Source organism: Saccharibacillus qingshengii, from assembly GCF_013185195.1.
In the GTDB taxonomy this organism is placed as follows: domain Bacteria; phylum Bacillota; class Bacilli; order Paenibacillales; family Paenibacillaceae; genus Saccharibacillus; species Saccharibacillus qingshengii.
Genome location: NZ_JAAZWC010000015.1, coordinates 38,480 through 56,775, shown reverse-complemented (window position 1 = coordinate 56,775; position 18,296 = coordinate 38,480). Strand labels below are relative to the sequence as shown.

Sequence of the window (18,296 nt, the reverse complement as noted above, 5' to 3'; positions counted from 1 at the left end):
GATGGGGGTCTGGGGAATTCTGGGCCTCGCGCCTACCGCAGATACCCGTGCCATTAAACGGGCCTATGCCGCTCTGCTCAAGCAGGTACATCCGGAAGACGATCCGGAAGGTTTCCAGCGTCTGCGGGAAGCTTACGGGGAAGCGCTGGAATTGGCCAAGACGCTTACGCCGGAAGAAGTCGCACGCGGACAGTCCGATGCTTCTCCCGCGCCGGATTCGCCTGGCTTGGGAGGATTCGGCCGGCCCAATGAAGAAGCCGGGCCGAGGGCGCAGGCGGCAGAACCCTCGCCTGGCGCCCTGCCTGTTTGGGGGCAGGCCAACCGGCTGGCCCGGCGAAGAAGGGAAGAAACCGTCGGGCAGCCTCCGCATCCGCAGCCGGAAGCCTCAGCGGGTGACCGGACACCGATTCCGGCATTGCCCGAGCAGCCGGCAGCGGGCGAAGAACGGGAAGCGGAAGTCTGGATCGGCCGCTTCGAACAGCTTTACGGGAATTATACGCTGCGGATCCAAACGGAAGCCTGGCGTGAACTGCTCGAACAAGAACGGCTGCAGCAGCTGGCGTTCAAACAAGCGTTCCAGCCGCGTCTGCTTGTCTTTTTGGCTGAACATCCTTACCTGCCGCGTGCGGTTTGGCGGATGCTGGACCGTATCTTTTATTGGACGGACGACGAGATCGGACTGGCTCGGCTGGTTCCGCCCGGTTTTGCCGCTTTTATGCTTGATTCGATCCGGCAGGCGTCGGAACTTCGTTTCGATTACCTGCCCAAAGGCGCGGATTTCGATCAGGACGAATTTCTCGGTCTTCGCAGCCGGGGAGCGGCCCGGCTCAGAAGCGGCAGTCTGGAAGAAGCGCTGGAAGATTTCGATGCGGCGTTCCGCCTGTTTGCCGGAGACCCCGATCTGCTGCGCCTTCGGGCGACAGCCCTGCATTTGATGGGCGACGACGAGAAAGCCGAGATCGACTGGGCTTCGCTGGTCGGACGTTATCCGCAAGAGCGGGATGCCCTGATGCGTCTGGCGGATCTGATGCTTGAAAGCGATCGGGCTTCCGATGCATTAAGATTGTACCAACGGGCGCTGGATTTGCTGCCGAACGATCCGCATGCCCTGCTGGGCCTGGCGCGCTGCTATCGCGAGCTGGAGCGATTCGCGGAATCGTTTCAGGTGTGCGAGCTGGCGCTGCTGCTGGAACCTTCCGATATCGAACTCCGTATTCGGCTGCTGGAGCTGCTGGAACAGGACCTGGAGCGGCAGTTGGTCGTACTGAAGCGCTATCCCGGCGACAAAGAGACGAGAGCTGCGGCAGCCGAGTGTCTGTTCGAGTTGGAACGGTACGCCGAATGCGAGCGCCTGCTGACGGAAGCGCCGCTGTACGGCTGGACTAGTGCAATGAAAACGCTGCTCGGCCGTACGCTCTGGAAGCTTGGACGCAGGGAAGAAGCGGGAACGGGCTTCAACGAAGCGGTTGCTTTGGCGGAAGCGGCAGGGCAAAGCGGATATGAAGCAAGGCTGCACCGGGGAATGTATCGAATGGAGATCGGACAAACGGAGTCTGCGGAAGAAGATCTGCGCCTTGCGGCCGCGCTTGGACCAGGCAGCCCGCAGCTCGCGGCCGCATGGGGACGCTGCGCATTCGAAAGCGGCAGATTCGAAGAGTCGGCTGCTTGGTACGGCCGTGCGCTGCAAAGCAAGCCCGACAGCGCCTACTATGCGGGCCGAGGACGGGCCCTGCACAAATTGGAGCGCTACGCGGAAGCGATCGAAGATTTGGAACGCCGTTTGAGCGTCGAACCGGATTCGCAAGTCATTCTGCAGGCTCACGGCGATTGTCTGGCGAAGCTGGGACGTCCGCTGCCGGCATCATCCCGTTTGGAGCTTCCGCACAGCCGCGGCCGCTCCGGCGAGAGCAAGGAGGAATGAAGAATGGATGAGTATTCGTACCGCAGGGCGCTGCAGTGGGCGGCGTCTCTCGGCGGCCCGCTGCTGGAAGAGCACGGGGTAAAACCGCCTTACGGCATGTATGAATGCGGCAAAGCCCGGTTGGATGCGGCCGGAATCCTCCGGAATCTTTGGCAGGTCGAAAATGCCGCAGATCTGCGGGAGTTGGCGGAACGGTTCTGGTCGGGGCTCGACAATCCGCAGTTTCAGCAGATTCGGCTGTTCTTCAGCGGATTGACGCGGGCAGAGCGTTCCTCCGATCTAGCCGCGCAGACGCCCGGAAGCGTACGCGGCCGGGAAGGATACGTGGTCAATCTGTATATGGATCGCCTGCCGCCCGCGGGTATTGCCGCCTGGGACTTGGGCCGGCTGGCTTTTTATATTCGCTGTGCACGGTTGGCGCGATATATCAACGAGCAGGAAGAAGCCGCCTACCTGCTGCACAATGCGGTCCGGGTCCGATTTTCTTACCGGAATTGGGCGGATTATGCGGTAGCTTATATGGCAGGGTGTCAATTCTCGCAAAAAGACTTGTCCGAGGAAGGGGCCGAGATCCGTCTGGTCCGTCTGCGCAGACTGCTGACCGGCCCGAAAAGTCCGTGGCGGGAGCTGGAATGGGACATCATCCTCCCCGAACCACCGGCACTGCCGGAATAAAAAGGAGTAATGAGAGGCTGCGAATTTCCCGGCGGCGATTATGATGATGAACGGCTGCGGCCGATCGACAGGAAAAATGTCGAACAATTATATCATCAGCCTGCCGCTGCCCGACGATTTGTCCGGTATCGAATTCCGCGTGCGCGCTTATGAAGACCCTACAAAGAAGAAGCCGCCGGGACCGGAAATTTTGTTGAGATAACGGTAGCTTTGCAGCTTGTCTCCCGGTATAATCAACGCAAAGAAGGCCGATTCGGCTGAATACTTTGCATGTTTATACGAGAAAAGAGGGGTAGTTATGCAATCTTCAAAAGGGTTTTCGGTTAAAACGATCGTCGCGATCGGAATTGGAGCGGCTTTGTTCGTCGTATTGGCACGTTTCGGTTCGATTCCGACCGGCATTCCGAATACCAACTTACAGACGAACTACGCGATTCTGGCTCTGTTCGCCCTGCTGTACGGACCGTGGGCGGGCCTGCTGATCGGTTTGATCGGGCACAGCGTGGCGGATCTGCTGTCGTTCGGACCGTGGTTCAGCTGGATTATCGCTTCCGGAGTCGTCGGCCTTCTGGTCGGTCTGCTGACGCGCGGCATCCGGATCCACGATGGAGAATTCGGAGGAAAAGGAATCTTGAGGTTCAATATCGCGCAGATCGTCGCCAATGCGGTCGGCTGGTTTGTGGTCGCTCCGGTGCTTGATATCGTGATCTATGCGGAGCCTGCGAACAAAGTGTTTACACAGGGATTTGCCGCAGGCGGTATGAACATCGTGATCGTGGCGATTCTTGGCACGCTGCTGGCCGTCGCCTACTCCAAAACGCGAACCAAACGGGGAAGCTTGACGCGCGAAGCCTAGCATGTGAAAATTGGAGAAGAAGCAAGCTTGGAAAAAGCCGGTGCATGCAGCCGGCTTTTTCGTTTGTCTGAACCGCTTGAGAGATGAGATTGCAGCAGAGGAAGGAAATCCATGAGAAAACCGGTGATCGAATTCGATCGTTTTACTTTTCAATACCGTGCGCAGAGTGAACCGACGCTGCACGAGATCAGCCTGACCCTGTACGAAGGGGAAAAAGTGCTGATCGTCGGTCCTTCCGGATCGGGGAAGAGCACGCTTGCGCACTGCATCAACGGACTTGCGCCGCATTTTTATCCGGGTGAATATTCGGGATCGCTAAAGATCATGGGCAAGGACGCTTCCGATTCCGGCATTGCGGAGCTGTCCGATCTTGTGGGGACGGTCCTGCAGGACCCGGACGGACAGTTCGTGGGACTGACTGTTGCCGAAGATATCGCTTTTAAGTTGGAAAACGACGGGATGGGCCACGCGGAGATGCTGCGGCGTGTCCGGGAAGCGGCGGAGGAAGTAGACTTCGCGGACTTTCTGAACGCTTCGCCGCAGGAGCTGTCCGGGGGGCAGAAACAGAAGACGACGCTTGCCGGAGGACTGGTCGGCGGCGCGCCGATCCTGCTGTTCGACGAGCCGCTGGCCAGTCTAGATCCGCAGGCGGGACGTGCGACCATCGAGCTGATCGATCGGCTGCACCGGGAATCCGGCCGGACGATCCTGATCGTCGAGCACCGGCTGGAAGAAGTGCTGCACTGTCCGGTAGACCGGATCATCGTGATCGACGAAGGACGTATCGCTGCCGATCTGCCGCCGGATGAGCTGCTCTGCTCGGGCCTGCTGCGGGAAAAAGGAATCCGAGAGCCTCTGCATCTGTCCGCGATGCGCTATGCGGGCTGTTTGCTGTCGCCGGCCATCAAGCCGCGCAGTGTCGAGACGGTTGATCTGCACAGCGCTACGGGTCAATTGGCTCGTTGGCACGAAGCGAATACGGCCGTGTCCGAGCCGGCGCACCGGGAACCGCTGTTGGAAATCGAGCATCTTACCTTCGGCTACGATCCCAAGTCTCCGGTGCTGGAAGAGGTGTCGCTAACCGTAGGCCGGGGAGAGATTCTCTGCATCGCCGGACGCAACGGAGCAGGGAAATCGACCATTTCCCGTCTGATCTGCGGATTCCATAAGCCGTTGTCGGGCTCGATCCGTCTAGATGGCCGCGATCTGTCGGACGATACGATTCGCGAGCGTGCGGACCGGATCGGGTTCGTGATGCAGAATCCGAACCATATGCTCTCCAAGCCTATGCTGTACGACGAAGTGGCGCTGGGGCTTGTCAACCGCGGCGTTCCGGAAGCGGAAGTCCGTGAGCGGGTGAACGAGACGCTGCGCGTCTGCGGGCTGTATCCGTTTCGAAGTTGGCCGCTGTCCGCGCTCAGCTACGGGCAGAAGAAGCGTGCGACGATCGCTTCCATTCTCGTGCTGCGCCCCGAAATTCTGATCCTTGACGAACCGACGGCGGGTCAGGATTTTCGGCATTATAATGAAATGATGAAATTTTTGACGGAATTGAACAACCAGGGGATGACGCTGATCCTGATTACGCACGATATGCACCTGATGCTCGAATACGGACAGCGTGCGGTCATTTTGTCCGAAGGCCGGAAGATTGCCGAAGATGTGCCGGCACGCATTCTCGGCAATGCCGCTTTGATGGAAGAAGCGCATCTGCACGAGACATCGCTGCATGTGCTGGCGCGGCGTGTCGGCATTTATCCGGAGGCTGAATTTGTCGCCCGATTTATTCGTTCGGATAGGGGGCTGCTGAACTGATGGCCGCCAAATTATTGGCTTATTTCGATACCGGATCGCCGATCCATCGGCTGAACGGCGTTACCAAACTGTCTGTATTCCTGCTGTTTTCGGTTACCGGAATGGTCATATACGACACTCGCTGCCTGTTGGCGATGCTCGTCTTGTCGCTGTCCGTGTTCGCTTGGTCCAAAGTGCCGTTCAAGCAGTATTCGTTCGTACTGTACCTGATCTTGATCTTCTCTGCGTTGAACCAGTTGGCGATCTTCCTGTTCGCGCCTGAGCAGGGTGTGCAGATCTACGGAACGCGGCATGAACTGCTGCCGATCGCAGGACGCTATACCTTGACGGCCGAGCAGCTGTTCTACCAACTTAACGTGCTGCTGAAATTTGCCGTGGTCGTTCCGCCGGCGCTGCTGTTCCTGCTGGCGACCGAGCCGAGCGAATTCGCGTCTTCGCTGAATCGCGTCGGCGTTCCTTACAAAGTCGCGTACGCCATCTCGTTGACCATGCGTTACATTCCCGACGTCCAGCAGGAATTCATGAACATTTCGACGGCTGCGCAGGCTCGCGGGATCGACTTGTCGAGAAAAGAAAAGCTGGGCCGCCGGTTGAAAAATATGGGAGCTATTCTGCTTCCGCTTGTTCTGGCGACACTCGAGCGGATCGAGAAAGTCAGCGCGGCGTTGGAACTGCGCGGCTTCGGCCGGAATCGCCGCCGTACCTGGTACCGCAGCCGCCCATTGACGCGCCGGGACATCGTCGTCTTGATCTGCGCGGTACTGATCTCGGCTGTCGCGTTCACGATTACGTTCTGGGACGGTTCGAGATTCTATAATCCGTTTTTGTAACGTTTGCGCTGGAAGAGTTAACATCGACAGAAAGTTCAAAAGCCGCCTGTACACGGATGTACGGGCGGCTTTTTGGCCTGCCGGTCACTTTTACACGAATTTACACGAAGCCTCCGTTGACCCGCAGCGTCTGTCCGGTGATCCAGCGGGCGTCTTCGCCGGCCAGAAACAGTGCGGCTCCGGTGATATCGTCCGTTTCGCCCAGTCTTCCGAAGGCATTCATGCCAACAATACCTGCAATTTGAGATTCGGACTTGTCCTGCATAAATAGCTCCGTGTTGACGGGACCCGGTGCTAGGGCATTGATCGTAATTCCTTTTGGGCCGAATTCTTTTGCCAGTTGGCGGGTGAATTGTTCGACGGCGCCTTTTGTTCCGGCATATACGCTGTATCCGGGAAACATGGCGCCGGTTACGGAAGTCGAGAAATTGATGATCCGGCCGCCTTCGTTCATCCGTGCGGCGGCGGCCTGACAGGCGAAAAACGTGCCTTTGACATTGACGGCAAACTGCCGGTCGAAGTCTTCTTCCGTGACTTGAAGCAGCGGTACCGTATGCATCAGGCCGGCGTTATTGACGAGGATATCGATACCGCCGAACGTCTCGAACGTCTGGGCGAACAGCGATTCGATCTCCGGCACGCGTCCGACATCGGCGCGAATGGCGGTCGCTTGTCCGCCTGCCGCTTTGATTCCGCGAACGACTTCTTCGGCTTTGCCGGAATTGTTCGAGTAATTGACGACGACGTTGGCTCCCTGCGCGGCGAAAGCTTCGGCAAGAGTGCGGCCGATCCCTCGAGACGAGCCGGTCACGATCACGGTTTTACCGGTAAAAGTTGTAGGGTAGACAGATGAATGCATAGAAATTCTCTCCTTTTTCGTCATAATGACAATGATGAAGCGGTCTGGGTCTATCTGGATTATGCCCGCTGGAGAGGCAGAAGCGGTAGACCGATTCCCGAAACTCCTTGCCTAATCCTCCAAAGGGTTCTCCGGATTGCAGCTTGGAACGATTCGCTGCAAATCGCGCGGATAGGGTAGCCAAACAGCGCGAAACCGGGCATGATAGACAAAGAAATTGCGGATGGACGGTCAAAACTTCCGCTCCGTTCCAGACAAGGAGGACGAGATATGGAATATCGTATAGACCGCAAGCAGTTGTCCGGACCGCGATTTGAAGACCTCCGGTGCGAGCTTGCGCAGCGTCTTCTTCGGTACTCGCCGATTGAAGGGCCGCAGACTACCCTGATTCCTGCGCTGCATATTATTCGTCAGCCATATCCGAACGAACCGGTACACTCGCTCTATCGTCCTTCGCTCTGCATCGTGGCTCAGGGAGCGAAACAGGTGCTGCTCGGGGGGGAAAGCTACACGTACGATCCGTCGACTTACCTGGCAACTTCGGTCGAACTGCCGATTCAAGGACGCGTTGTTGAAGCTTCCGAGGAACGGCCCTATTTAAGTCTGCAGCTGTATTTTACCGCGGACCAGATTCTTCCGTTGGAGGAAACCCTGGATTTGTCGACGGATAAGGACGCAACGGATCGGGGGCTTGCCGCCGGACGAATGAACGAAGACCTGCTGGATACGGTTCTTCGGTTGATCCGGCTGTTGGATACGCCGCGCGATATTGGGGCGCTTTCGCCGCTCATCGTACAGGAACTGCTGTATCGGACGCTGCAGGGGGAACTTGGCGGACAGATGCGGCGTTTTGCTGCAGCGGGCACGCTCTCCAAACGGATCGCAGATGTTGTGCGCCGGCTTCGGCTGGACTACGACAAGCCGCTGCGGATCGACGAGCTGGCGGCGCAGGCGCAGATGAGCGAATCGTCCCTTTATGCTCATTTCAAGAAAGTGACCCATCTGACGCCGATCCAATACCAGAAAAAAATTCGTCTGCAGGAAGCTCGCCGTCTGCTGCTGTCGGAGACAGGCAGTGCGGCGGAAGCGGCGTTCCGCGTCGGGTACGAGAGTCCTTCCCAGTTCAGCCGCGAATATGCGAGGCTGTTTGGTCTGCCGCCAGGCAGGGATTTGAAAAGGATGCAGGCAGGAATGACCGCGAACGCTTCGCCAAGCGGCGTACCGGGAGACTAACAGTGAAAAACCGCAGCAAAAAAGCCGAACATCCTTGTCCGGCTCAACGTGTCGAGAAAGTCGTATTCCAAACAAAGTGAGGAGCCGGAGGGAGAAATTCAGTGAAGGAACGATAGTGTTCGCCTTTGAAATCGAGAAAATTCCGCTGAAATTTAATCTTTTTCTCGATTTCAACACGCGACCGGAACGAATTTCTCCCGCAGCCGACCCGCTTCTCCTACGAATAGGACTTTCTCGACAACCTGAGCCGAACATCCTTGTTCGGCTTTTTTGCTGCGGTTTAGCCAAGGCCTCTCTTCCAAATAGGGAAGTGCCTCTTTCATCGATTTTCACCCTACTGCAGAGCTTCGAATTTGAAGACAAGACCTGAAACAATCAGCGAATATTCGTCAGAGCTTTAACAAACGCGTCGATCGACGCCGATCCGGTAGGGGTTGGAGGAAGAGAAGCGAGCGGATCGGCAGCGCGGTTCTGTGCAAATTCACCCAGCGATGTCCGCAGCCGGGTATCGAAATCGGCAGCGGAGCCGGCGGCCGAGCGTTCGCTGAGCATCGTATTCAGCAGCTTGGTCCAACCGCGGCCGCCCTGCTCGTAACCGAGTTCGGGATAACGCCGGGCCAGCTCAAGCGCTTCGCCGAGCGTGCGTCCTTCCTGCAGCTGCGCTGCCAGATACAAGCCGACAAACCGATGACCCGGATCGTCCGGCAGGGTTTGTTCGAACTCTTGAACAGCTTCGCCCGCACGGCCCCGGTAAAACAGCGATGCGGCATGCAGGGAGCGGAGATAGGGCTCGACCTGTCCACCATTCAGACGGGTATACCGCTCATAATAGTGTTCGTACGCGTCCCAATCGGCTTCTTCATACAGAAGGTTCAGCATCCGCTCGACTTCCTGGGGCGAAGAGACGCCTGCCGTCAAGCGTTCCAGCAACGGCAGCAGTTCCTTTTTTGCCAATGCATCGTGCGAAATTTCAACGTTGGACAGCATCAGTCGGGCCGTCATCCGCAGCGCATGGATATTCCGCGGGTCGCTCTCGGCTTCCTGCCGATACTGCTCGAATGCTTGGCTAAGCCGGCCCTTCAGCAGCAGCCGATCCGTGCCGCTGAGCTCCCGCTGCTTCAGATAGAAAAAAGGCAGATTGTTCGTTTGTTCCGGATTCAGCCGGTAACCCGAACTTTCGCTGAGAGCCCGTCCTTCGGCATCGTAAGCCCGAACCAACCAGGAGAAGCGGGCGTTCGGATTCATGTAAGCGAGCAGGTAGTTCGGATCCACATCTTCCCATTTCCCGGAATCGGGAAGGGTAGAAGCACCGGGAGCAGCGTACAGTTCTTCGATCGATAGCGACAGACGATTTTCCGGGATTCGGCTGCGAATTACCGTGCCGGTGCCCGATAACCCGTTCTCGTCGGGGATAAAGCCGGTTATGTCGTAATACGCGGCGCCCTGCACGGGTGTCCAGCGGAATTCAACCGTGTCTTCGGTCAGCTTCTGTCCGTTGACCGGAGATTGAAGTTCGATCAGAGGCCGCAGTGTCAGATTTTTCGAGAGATTCCGGCCCTGCTTGATTTCGATCCAGTCGTCCCATTGAACCGGGCGGCTCCGGCCGTCCACCTGTTCGTAGTCCAATCCGAGTTCGATCTGGTAAAAGCCGGGAGCGACATTGAGGATTTCAAAATTTCCGTTCGGGTCGGTGACGGCTTGATAAGGATCGTTCCGCTCCGCCGAGTCCGACCCTTCTTCGCCGAGTAGATAGATGCCGGCCCGCCGTACGGGTGATCCGTCCCGATCTATCAATCTGCCGCTGAATGTCGACGCAGCGGGCGTTTTCCCGGGCGTCTGCGTTGGCGGTTCGCGCTTCGCGAGTTCCTGCCTCAGCTTCTGTCCGTCCGCATGTTCGTCAAGGTCAAGCCGGTCCGCCGTCCGCTCCAGCATCCGGGTTGCTTGTTCGGCTTGGCCGAGCGCATCGTATTCGTAAGCCAGCTGGTTCGCAGCGCGCAGCAGCGTATCGCCCGGCGGTCCGCTGCCGACGTACAGCTCAAGCAGCGGCACCCGGTCTTCCGGCGTCAACGGTGCGGGATTGTCTTCGTCCGACTGCATCATCACCCGGGGACCGAGCCGGACGTCGAACGTGTAAGGTTCGTAGGCGGAAGGGAGCACCGCAAATTCGGCGATCCGCTCCAGCTTGTCCGCTCCGGACGCTGCTTCGATTTTTTCCAACATCCGGGCGCGGATCGCTTCCGGCGTTTGCGAAGCCTGGTAGCGGTCGACGGCACCCGGAATCCACAAGGCGGCGGCAGTCAGCAGAAAGACCGGAATGAGCACATACAGGACCAAATGTTTGACTTTTATTTTAATTTTCAAGGCGGTCCACCTCGTTTCGGTACGTATCGCTCCAGTAGATATTTCCTCCGACCTCGATCAATTCGCGCTGCTCGGCAGCAGGTTGCGGACTCTGCAGGGTATAGGACAGCACGGGAAGAGCGGCGAGCAGCAGCAGAGCGGCAGTTCCGCCGATCAGACCCGCAGGGTTCAGCACCCATTCCAGCTCACGGTTCCATAGGGCATGCAGCCGCGTTTTTCGCGGAGCGGGATGCGTGCGCTTCAGCACGGCTTCCTGCCCTGCAAACGTATGAAGCTTCAGCTCCTCGTCCAATTTTCGTTTGATCGCGCTGCGTTCCGTTTCCCTCATGTCGGTTCCTCCTTTTCCAAGATCCTTTTGAGCATCCTGCGTCCCCGTGCCAGTCTGGACTTGACCGTGTTTTCTCCGGATTCGAGCAGCTCGGCTATTTCTTTTATACTCAGCTCGTCAAAATAGTAGAGCACCACACTTTCCCGGTACAGGTAATCGAGCCGGCCTACCGCTTCCGCCAGGCGGCCTTGTTCCCACTGCGCCATCACGATATCGTCGGCGCTGGCCGAGACGGCTGCAGGGTCGGCGGGAAGATCGCCGGGCATTCCGCCCGGAAACAGATGCCGCCAACTCCAGGTCCGCTGCCTCATCCGGCATCGGTTGACGACGATCCGGATCAGCCAGGACTTCAGTTTGGCCGAATCTTGAAGCTGTCCGATTTTCAGATAAGCCTGGACAAAAGTATCCTGAACCGCTTCTTCCGCCGTCTGCCGGTCCCGCACCAGCAGGGAAGCCGTTCGCAGAAGGATATCGCCGTACCCGTCCATCAGCTCTCGAAGGGCCGATTCTTCCTGGTTTTTCAGTCTATCGATAAGATCCAGATGGGATACCCCCCTTTACCAATAAGATGCGGGCTGCGAACAATAGGTTGCAAAAAGAGGGAAATAAACAAAATTCGCCTAAGATGAGTTGTTTTTAACGAAAAATCCCGTTCGCCCGCATGAAAAATGCAGGGAACGGGAGATAGGAAGGAACATCTAACATTTTCGACGTACATCGTTTCAAAGTTTCTCGCTTACAAATAATACATTTTAAACAAAATATCCTGATTGTGATTGCCGAATTTCTTGCCGAAGATGGTCGCTCCGCCGACGTTCTTGGCGTCTTCCTTGACTTCGATCCGCAGAGTCCAGCGGTCGCAGTTCGTGTCGAGGTCGGCAACCGAGATATCGGACATCGGATCGCCGTCGACGTAGGTGCCGTGTCCGGTAATCCGGATCGTCTTGAGCAGACCGTACTGATTGAGATTATGCGGCCACCAGTCGGGTGTCAGCTTGCCCCGGGTGTCGGCGAAATCGCCGGGACTGGTCCAGGTCCCAAGTTCAATCCCGTTCAGCGTAAAGGTAAGGTCCGAAGGCCAAACGTCGTTGGAGAAAGGGAATTCCGAAGAAAGTTCCATACTGATCTCGAACTGCTGGAGTTTTTCTTCTTTTTTGAGGAAGTTCGCGACATTGTACTGCACGAATCCCTGCGTAAACCACAAGATCTCCGCATCCATCCGTTTCGGGTCCATAAAATATTTGGGTTCGTCGACCGGCCCGATAAAGTCTTTGTCCGATGCAAGCCCGCAGGTCGGTTTGAGATCGAAATTGGTATAGTGACCGACGGGCACGGAAGTTTCGTACGAATCGAAAGAATGGAAAATCTTTTTGGGGAAATTGATTTCGATATGGTCGACTTTGAGGATCGAGAGTTTCTGGAGACCCGACTTGCCGGGAACTTTCTCCGTTTTGATAATACCGGCGTCTTCGAGTTTCTTGATGTGCTTGATCACAATCGGACTGCTGATCTTCAATTCGGCGGCCAGTTCCTTGATGTTCATTTTGTTTTTGGACAGCAGCTGAATGATTTTGATACGAACATCGCTGGCAAGCGCTTCATAGACGATAAGAGAGGAGTGATCGATTTCCAACTGCATGTTATCCCACTTCTTTCGCTTGGTTTCATTAAACGGGCCGCGAGGACCTTTGAATGAGCATATAATACCATAAAGCTTATTAACCTGTACATAAATTAATGAAAGAGGTATTTTCGAAGCGAAATAGCGGTTACATTACGACATTAAGTGAACTTATTTGTTACTTAAGATCAATAATTTTGTTTTAAGTTTATAAAAAAGTTATTGACACCGTTTTCAGCTTGGGGATATACTAAACTCGAGTTAAGGGTTCATACGACAGGAGGAGAATAGATTGAAAAGAAAATTGGGGGCATTAGTAACAGGTTTCGCGCTTACTGCATCGCTGCTGGCAGGCTGTGGGAACAGCAACGCCAACGATCCGAATACCATTACGTTTTGGACACCACTGACAGGCGAAGACGGCGCGTATATGGACAATCTGGTCAAAGCCTACAACGATACCAACCCGGCCGTTAAGGTCAAACACGTCGTAACGGCGGATATGTACACGAAGATCTCCACGGTGCTGAGTTCCGGCAAAGGCGTACCCGATCTGGCCATTATTCACGCCGACCGCGTACCGGGATATGTGAAGCAGAATCAGCTCGAAGCCATGACGACGGTTATGCAAGCGCAACCAGAACTGAAAGAAGACAACTTCCTTCCGCAGGCTTGGGGAGCGGGCAATATCGACGGTACGCAGTATACGATTCCGCTCGATATTCACGCCAACGTTATGTATTACAACAAGGATCTGCTGGCCAAATACGGCGCGGAAAGTTTCCTTGACGATAACAATGTAACGGTCGACGAAATCCTGAGCCTCAAAGGCAAACTCGATGAAGGCGATTATGTCGTCAACGATGCGCTGCTCGGCTGGGCGATGCTCGGACAGATCCAGAACCTGAACGGCGATATTCAAAAAGACGGCAAGCCTGCGGTCGATACGCCGGAAATGAAAACGGCCATCGAAGATGTGAAAAAAATTAACGATGCCGGTCTGATGACTCCGTTCGGCGAAGACGGTTACCTGATGTTCCAATCCGGCAACGTTCTGTTCTCGACGGACGGCACCTGGAGCTCCACGGCGCATGCTTCGGTTGAGAACCTTAACTTCGGCGTCACGAACGTGTACTCCGTCAGCCCGGACAAGTTTACCAACCGTTCTTCTTCCCACTTGTTCGCGATGTTCAACAACGAGAAACGTTTGGACGAGAAGGAAAAAGGCATCGCTTCGTTCCTCGAGTTTATCCGTGCTAACTCGGTTGAATGGGCAAAAGCCGGCCAGATCCCTGCCAGTAAGCAGGTTGTAGACAGCCCGGAATTCTCGGAGTACATGCAGTCGTTCTTCACGAAGGATGAAAAAGAGATTGAATCTCTCTACATCTATACGTACGAATACTACCCATATATCGCGGAAGCGGTAGACAAGTATGTCGGCGATCTGGTTCGCGGCAATCTGCCGATCGACGAAGGTCTGAAAACGATGCAAAAAGAAGTCGAAGACAAGATTGCGGAATCGAACGGTGCCGCAGCCAAATCCGGCGAATAAGCTTGGACGTTTCGGAAAAGATATGCCCTTCGGGGCATATCGTTTTTTCCGGGCCTCCTACGGTTGTGTATGAAGCCTTGAACCGGATCGAAGATCCGGGGCAGTCTTGAGAGGAGAACTGAAAGCCTATGAAAAAGAAGCTGAATCTGGCACCCGTGTTCTTTGTGGGACCGCATCTGATCTTGTTCCTTGTATTTGTCGTCATTCCGACGATTTACGGTATTTATGCTTCGTTCACGCAGTGGAACCTGGCCGGCTCGCCGAACTGGGTAGGGTTTTCCAACTACAGCACGATTCTGTTCGACACGACGTCGACGTTCCATACGCAGTTTTTTAACGGTCTCAAAAATACCCTGCTGTTCGTCTTGTTCACCGTACCTCCGCTTATCGTGCTTCCTTTGATGATCGCGGTGGCGCTGTCGCACAAGAAGCTCAAAGGCAAAACGTTTATTCAATCCGTACTTTATGTACCGGGTCTGATCTCCATTTCGGCATCGGCGCTGATCTTTACGCTGATCTTCAACAAACAGCTCGGCATCACCGGCAATGTGTTCGGTTCCACGATTGCCTGGGCGACGCATCAGCCTTATGCCTGGATCACCATTATTCTGTTGACCATCTGGGGCGGGATCGGCGGCAATATGATTATCTATCGCGCTTCGATCAGCGGAGTGTCCGAAGAATTGTACGAATCGGCGGAGCTTGACGGCGCCGGTCCGATCCGTAAATTTTTCAGCATCACCCTGCCTTCGATCAACTTCCCGTTAATCTATACGTTCGTCATGACGACGGCCGGCGCATTCAACGTCTTCGGCCAGCCGCTGATGATGACCGACGGCGGTCCCCAGCAGAGCACTTCGGTGCTGATGATGTATATTCGCCAGCTCGCATTCGGCAGCGGCGAATCGATCGCGGGGATGGCATCGGCGATGGCGGTCCTGCTCGGCCTGGTCATTCTGGTCATTTCGGCCCTGCAATATTACGTCATGAACCGCAATGCAAACTGATTAGGAGGAGTGCATGATGTCAAACCAGGTAATGAATTTGGATAAAAGCGCAGTGGCCGTCGGCCGCAAGCGCACGAAAGTCAGCGTCTCGCAGGTCGTGGCCTATGTATTCCTCGGACTGCTTTGTCTGATCTGGATTGTTCCGGTTATCTTCGGGATTACGACTTCTTTCCGTTCACAAACCGAAGTGGTCAGCGCCGGATTCCGGCTGCTTCCGGTCAACTGGATCATGGACAATTATACCGCGATTCTGGAAAATACGTCGACCGCCCCGATCCTGCGCTGGTTGACCAACTCGGTCGTCATCGCGACATCGCATACGCTGCTGGTTGTCGTCGTTATTTCCCTGACCGGCTACGGCTATGCACGGATGAAATTCAGAGGACGGAACGTTCTGTTCTTCACGCTGCTGGGGATTTCTTTCTTCCCGGGCGTCGTCAACCTGATTCCTTCCTACAAGATCATCGATGCTCTCGGTTGGGTCAACACATCGTGGGCGATGATTATCCCGGGCCTTGCCGGCATGGGTAACATCTTCCTCGTCCGGCAGTTTATGCTGGGCATCCCGAAAGACCTGGACGAATCCGCCAAAGTCGACGGAGCCAGCGACTTCCGTATTTATTTCTCGATCATGCTGCCGCTGATCAAGCCGGTTCTGATCGTCTGTGCGCTGTTCTCGTTCACCGGTTCGTGGAACGACTTCCTGTGGCCGGTTATCGTCTATACCGATGTCGACAAGATGCCGGTTACCGCGGGTCTGCTGCTGCTGCAGGACATTTACGGCAACTACCGGATGATCGGACAACTGATGGGTTCCGCGATTCTGGCGATTATCCCGACGCTTGCCCTGTTCCTGTTCGCACAGAAGTACTTTGTTCAATCCATTAACCTGAACTCCGGGATCAAGGGTTAAGCAAACTTGTTAAGAGCTTTGTTTATGCTTGAGGTTTATATGAACTTTTGATCGAAGATTTAATTCTTGTCTTATTTTCAGCATTTTTTAAAACCCCACCCCAAAAACATACAGAACTTGAATGGCCGAATTCGGCCGGCCCGGCACGCGTCCAGCGGAGGGATAGAGAGCCTGAAGAAGCGAAGCGTTCGCCTTTGAAGACGGATTTCAACCTGACCCGGTCAGATTAAAATGAAGAAATCCGTCTGAAACAGCGATCGTAAGGCTCTCTATCCCGCAGCGCCCCACCGCGTGCCGGACTCAGCCGGCCAAACCTCGGCGATATCAAGTCCGAATAGGAGCCACCGACCATGACAACCTACAATCTACCCAATCCACTGATCGAGCAGCGGGCCGATCCTTTTATCTGCAAACACACCGACGGCTTCTACTATTTTATCGCTTCGGTGCCGGAATACGACCGTATCGAGCTGAGACGCGCATCCACGCTTGCAGGGCTGCAGGAAGCCGAAGTCAAGAATATCTGGTACAAACATGACAGCGGCCCGATGAGCGCCAATATCTGGGCTCCCGAAATCCATTACATCGATGGGAAATGGTACGTCTACTTTGCCGCGGCGCATACGTCCGAGACGAAGGAAGGCTTGTTCGACCATCGCATGTTCGTTCTCGAAAACGATTCCGTTAATCCGTTGGAAGGCCAGTGGGTCGAAAAAGGACAGGTCAAAACCAAGTGGGAATCGTTCGCGCTGGATGCGACAACCTTCGAACACCGCGGAATCCGCTATTATGTCTGGGCACAAAAAGATCCGGAAATCGCCGGCAACTCCAATCTATATATTTCCGAAATGGAAAATCCGTGGACGCTGCGCGGCGAGCAGGTCTGCATTTCCACACCGGAATACGATTGGGAGAGAATCGGATTCCTCGTTAATGAAGGCGCCGCGGTTCTCAAAAAGAACGGCCGGATCTTCATGACGTTCTCCGGCAGTGCCACCGACCATAATTATTGTATGGGCCTGCTGACCGCCGACGAAGACAGCGACCTGCTGGATCCGAAGTCGTGGGTGAAATCGCCCGCTCCGGTCTTCCAAACGTGCGAAGACAGCGGCCAGTATGGACCCGGACACAACAGTTTTACCGTCTCGGAAGACGGAACGCTCGATCTGCTCGTTTATCACGGCAGAAGCTACAAGGAAATCGTCGGCGATCCGCTGTACGATCCCAACCGCCATGCCCGCGTGCAGGTCATTCATTGGAACGAAGACGGTACGCCGAACTTCGGTACGCCAAGACCCGACACTTCGGCCGAATCGTTGGCCCGTTCGTAAGAAACGGCCGCCGGAGACTTACCCGCATATGAACCGCCTGTTCGCTCGAGAAATGTCTGTTCTCAAGCGAACGGGCTTTTTTTCTTTTCTTTTTGTATGCCGGGCGTCTTTTCGCTAAGATAGGAACAGAACGGCCGATAATCGGCCTTACAGAGAAAGCTCAAATTGGAGTTCAGGAGGCGGATACGGATGAGTCAGGGGATTCGACTGAAAGGCGGAATCGACGACAAAAGCTTCAATAATCGTCTCGATTACGACCCGGAGATCGTGGAGTTGTATTTGACGGAACAAGATATGGGGAATACGGAGCTGATTCGGCAGCGGATACGCGAACTGCGCAGGCGAGGAATCGGTGCGTATATGCATCATCCTTCCAAATATCGGGGAGCGTACTTGGATATTTTGAGCGAGGAGCCCGGCATGTACCGATTCTACCGGGAATCGACGGCGGAGCTGCTCGAAATCTGCAGGCAGGAAGGAGCGAAATGCGTCATTCATGCCCATTATGTGGGGATGGTAGGAGCTCCCGCCGACCGTGCGAGTTCGATCCGGCTGAGAGAAGCGATCGGCGCTATTCCCGGTTACGACAGCGGTCTGCTGCTCTGGGAAGATTCGACAGAAGGGCTGTTCTGCTACAGCAACCCGCATCTGATCGACGAAGTGATTGTGCCGCTGAAACTTCCGCTGAACGTGGACGTCAGTCATACCTTTATCGGCTTTCGCGGCGATAACGACAAACTGTGCGAAGTGCTGGAGCGCACCGCTCCTTATGCGCGTTATTATCACTTGGTGGACAGCATGGGGGAGAGGCACGATTCGCTTCCGCTTGGCTCGGGACGGATCGATTGGGCGCGGGTCAAGCCGTTTGTGGAAGGGAAAGACTATATTTTCGAGATCAATCTGAGCGGGGATCATACCGACTGTTCGCCGATGGTGGAGAGCGGAGTCTTTTTTGCGGAGATCGGGTCTTGAGCGAATGGGTCGGGAGGAATCC

At 55.5% G+C, this 18,296-nt stretch carries 17 protein-coding genes; 12 read left to right on the top strand and 5 right to left on the bottom strand.

Translation table 11 applies throughout. The features are described from left to right. Position 1 precedes the first annotated feature (1 nt). From HRQ60_RS23910 to HRQ60_RS13950, 6 genes are all read left to right on the top strand, one after another. Positions 2-1,921, top strand: coding sequence for a tetratricopeptide repeat protein (locus tag HRQ60_RS23910; protein ID WP_172196451.1), 1,920 nt, complete (start codon positions 2-4; stop codon positions 1,919-1,921). 3 nt (positions 1,922-1,924) lie between these two features. Next, positions 1,925-2,596 carry a DUF1266 domain-containing protein gene (locus HRQ60_RS13970; RefSeq protein WP_172196450.1) on the top strand — a complete coding sequence of 224 codons (672 nt, stop codon included), beginning with the start codon at positions 1,925-1,927 and terminating at the stop codon, positions 2,594-2,596. Positions 2,597-2,636: 40 nt separating this feature from the next. Further along, a complete protein-coding gene (locus tag HRQ60_RS13965; RefSeq protein WP_172196449.1) occupies positions 2,637-2,798 on the top strand; it encodes a hypothetical protein in 162 nt (53 codons plus the stop codon). Positions 2,799-2,894: 96 nt separating this feature from the next. Beyond that, a complete protein-coding gene (locus HRQ60_RS13960) occupies positions 2,895-3,452 on the top strand; it encodes an ECF-type riboflavin transporter substrate-binding protein (protein WP_172196448.1) in 558 nt (185 codons plus the stop codon). 111 nt (positions 3,453-3,563) lie between these two features. Next, positions 3,564-5,267: an ABC transporter ATP-binding protein gene (locus tag HRQ60_RS13955; RefSeq protein WP_172196447.1), complete on the top strand. Its 1,704-nt coding sequence runs from the start codon at positions 3,564-3,566 to the stop codon at positions 5,265-5,267. Beyond that, positions 5,267-6,097 carry an energy-coupling factor transporter transmembrane component T family protein gene (locus HRQ60_RS13950; protein WP_172196446.1) on the top strand — a complete coding sequence of 277 codons (831 nt, stop codon included), beginning with the start codon at positions 5,267-5,269 and terminating at the stop codon, positions 6,095-6,097. The genes HRQ60_RS13955 and HRQ60_RS13950 overlap by 1 nt, the downstream gene beginning before the upstream one ends. Positions 6,098-6,197: 100 nt before the next feature. Here the strand turns inward: HRQ60_RS13950 and HRQ60_RS13945 are convergent, their stop codons facing one another. Continuing rightward, positions 6,198-6,956, bottom strand: coding sequence for an SDR family oxidoreductase (locus tag HRQ60_RS13945; protein ID WP_172196445.1), 759 nt, complete (start codon positions 6,954-6,956; stop codon positions 6,198-6,200). A 270-nt stretch (positions 6,957-7,226) separates the two neighbouring features. Here HRQ60_RS13945 and HRQ60_RS13940 point away from each other — a divergent pair, with 270 nt between their 5' ends. After that, entirely contained in the window at positions 7,227-8,189 is a 963-nt protein-coding gene (locus tag HRQ60_RS13940; RefSeq protein WP_172196444.1) for an AraC family transcriptional regulator, read from the top strand. A 375-nt stretch (positions 8,190-8,564) separates the two neighbouring features. Here the strand turns inward: HRQ60_RS13940 and HRQ60_RS13935 are convergent, their stop codons facing one another. The 4 genes from HRQ60_RS13935 to HRQ60_RS13920 form a co-directional block, all read right to left on the bottom strand. Continuing rightward, the gene (locus tag HRQ60_RS13935; protein WP_172196443.1) at positions 8,565-10,550 is read right to left on the bottom strand and encodes a hypothetical protein; all 1,986 of its coding nucleotides are present in this window, start codon (positions 10,548-10,550) and stop codon (positions 8,565-8,567) included. Continuing rightward, on the bottom strand, positions 10,540-10,878 hold the full coding sequence (locus HRQ60_RS13930; protein ID WP_172196442.1) for a hypothetical protein: 339 nt from the start codon (positions 10,876-10,878) through the stop codon (positions 10,540-10,542). Before HRQ60_RS13930 ends, HRQ60_RS13935 begins: the two co-directional genes overlap by 11 nt. Next, positions 10,875-11,366, bottom strand: a complete 492-nt coding sequence (locus HRQ60_RS13925) for a sigma-70 family RNA polymerase sigma factor (protein WP_172196441.1) — start codon at positions 11,364-11,366, stop codon at positions 10,875-10,877. The genes HRQ60_RS13930 and HRQ60_RS13925 overlap by 4 nt, the downstream gene beginning before the upstream one ends. Positions 11,367-11,614: 248 nt before the next feature. After that, positions 11,615-12,517, bottom strand: a complete 903-nt coding sequence (locus HRQ60_RS13920; protein ID WP_172196440.1) for an ArsR/SmtB family transcription factor — start codon at positions 12,515-12,517, stop codon at positions 11,615-11,617. 274 nt (positions 12,518-12,791) lie between these two features. On the opposite strand from HRQ60_RS13920, the gene HRQ60_RS13915 reads away from it, so the two are divergent. The 5 genes from HRQ60_RS13915 (at position 12,792) to HRQ60_RS13895 (ending at position 18,274) form a co-directional block, all read left to right on the top strand. Then, positions 12,792-14,051, top strand: a complete 1,260-nt coding sequence (locus tag HRQ60_RS13915) for an extracellular solute-binding protein (RefSeq protein WP_172196439.1) — start codon at positions 12,792-12,794, stop codon at positions 14,049-14,051. A gap of 128 nt (positions 14,052-14,179) precedes the next feature. Beyond that, the gene (locus tag HRQ60_RS13910; RefSeq protein ID WP_172196438.1) at positions 14,180-15,058 is read left to right on the top strand and encodes a carbohydrate ABC transporter permease; all 879 of its coding nucleotides are present in this window, start codon (positions 14,180-14,182) and stop codon (positions 15,056-15,058) included. 16 nt (positions 15,059-15,074) lie between these two features. After that, positions 15,075-15,971 carry a carbohydrate ABC transporter permease gene (locus HRQ60_RS13905; protein WP_172196505.1) on the top strand — a complete coding sequence of 299 codons (897 nt, stop codon included), beginning with the start codon at positions 15,075-15,077 and terminating at the stop codon, positions 15,969-15,971. A gap of 350 nt (positions 15,972-16,321) precedes the next feature. Continuing rightward, the gene (locus tag HRQ60_RS13900; RefSeq protein WP_172196437.1) at positions 16,322-17,302 is read left to right on the top strand and encodes a glycoside hydrolase family 43 protein; all 981 of its coding nucleotides are present in this window, start codon (positions 16,322-16,324) and stop codon (positions 17,300-17,302) included. A gap of 189 nt (positions 17,303-17,491) precedes the next feature. After that, positions 17,492-18,274, top strand: coding sequence for an apurinic/apyrimidinic endonuclease family protein (locus HRQ60_RS13895; RefSeq protein ID WP_172196436.1), 783 nt, complete (start codon positions 17,492-17,494; stop codon positions 18,272-18,274). Positions 18,275-18,296 lie beyond the last annotated feature (22 nt).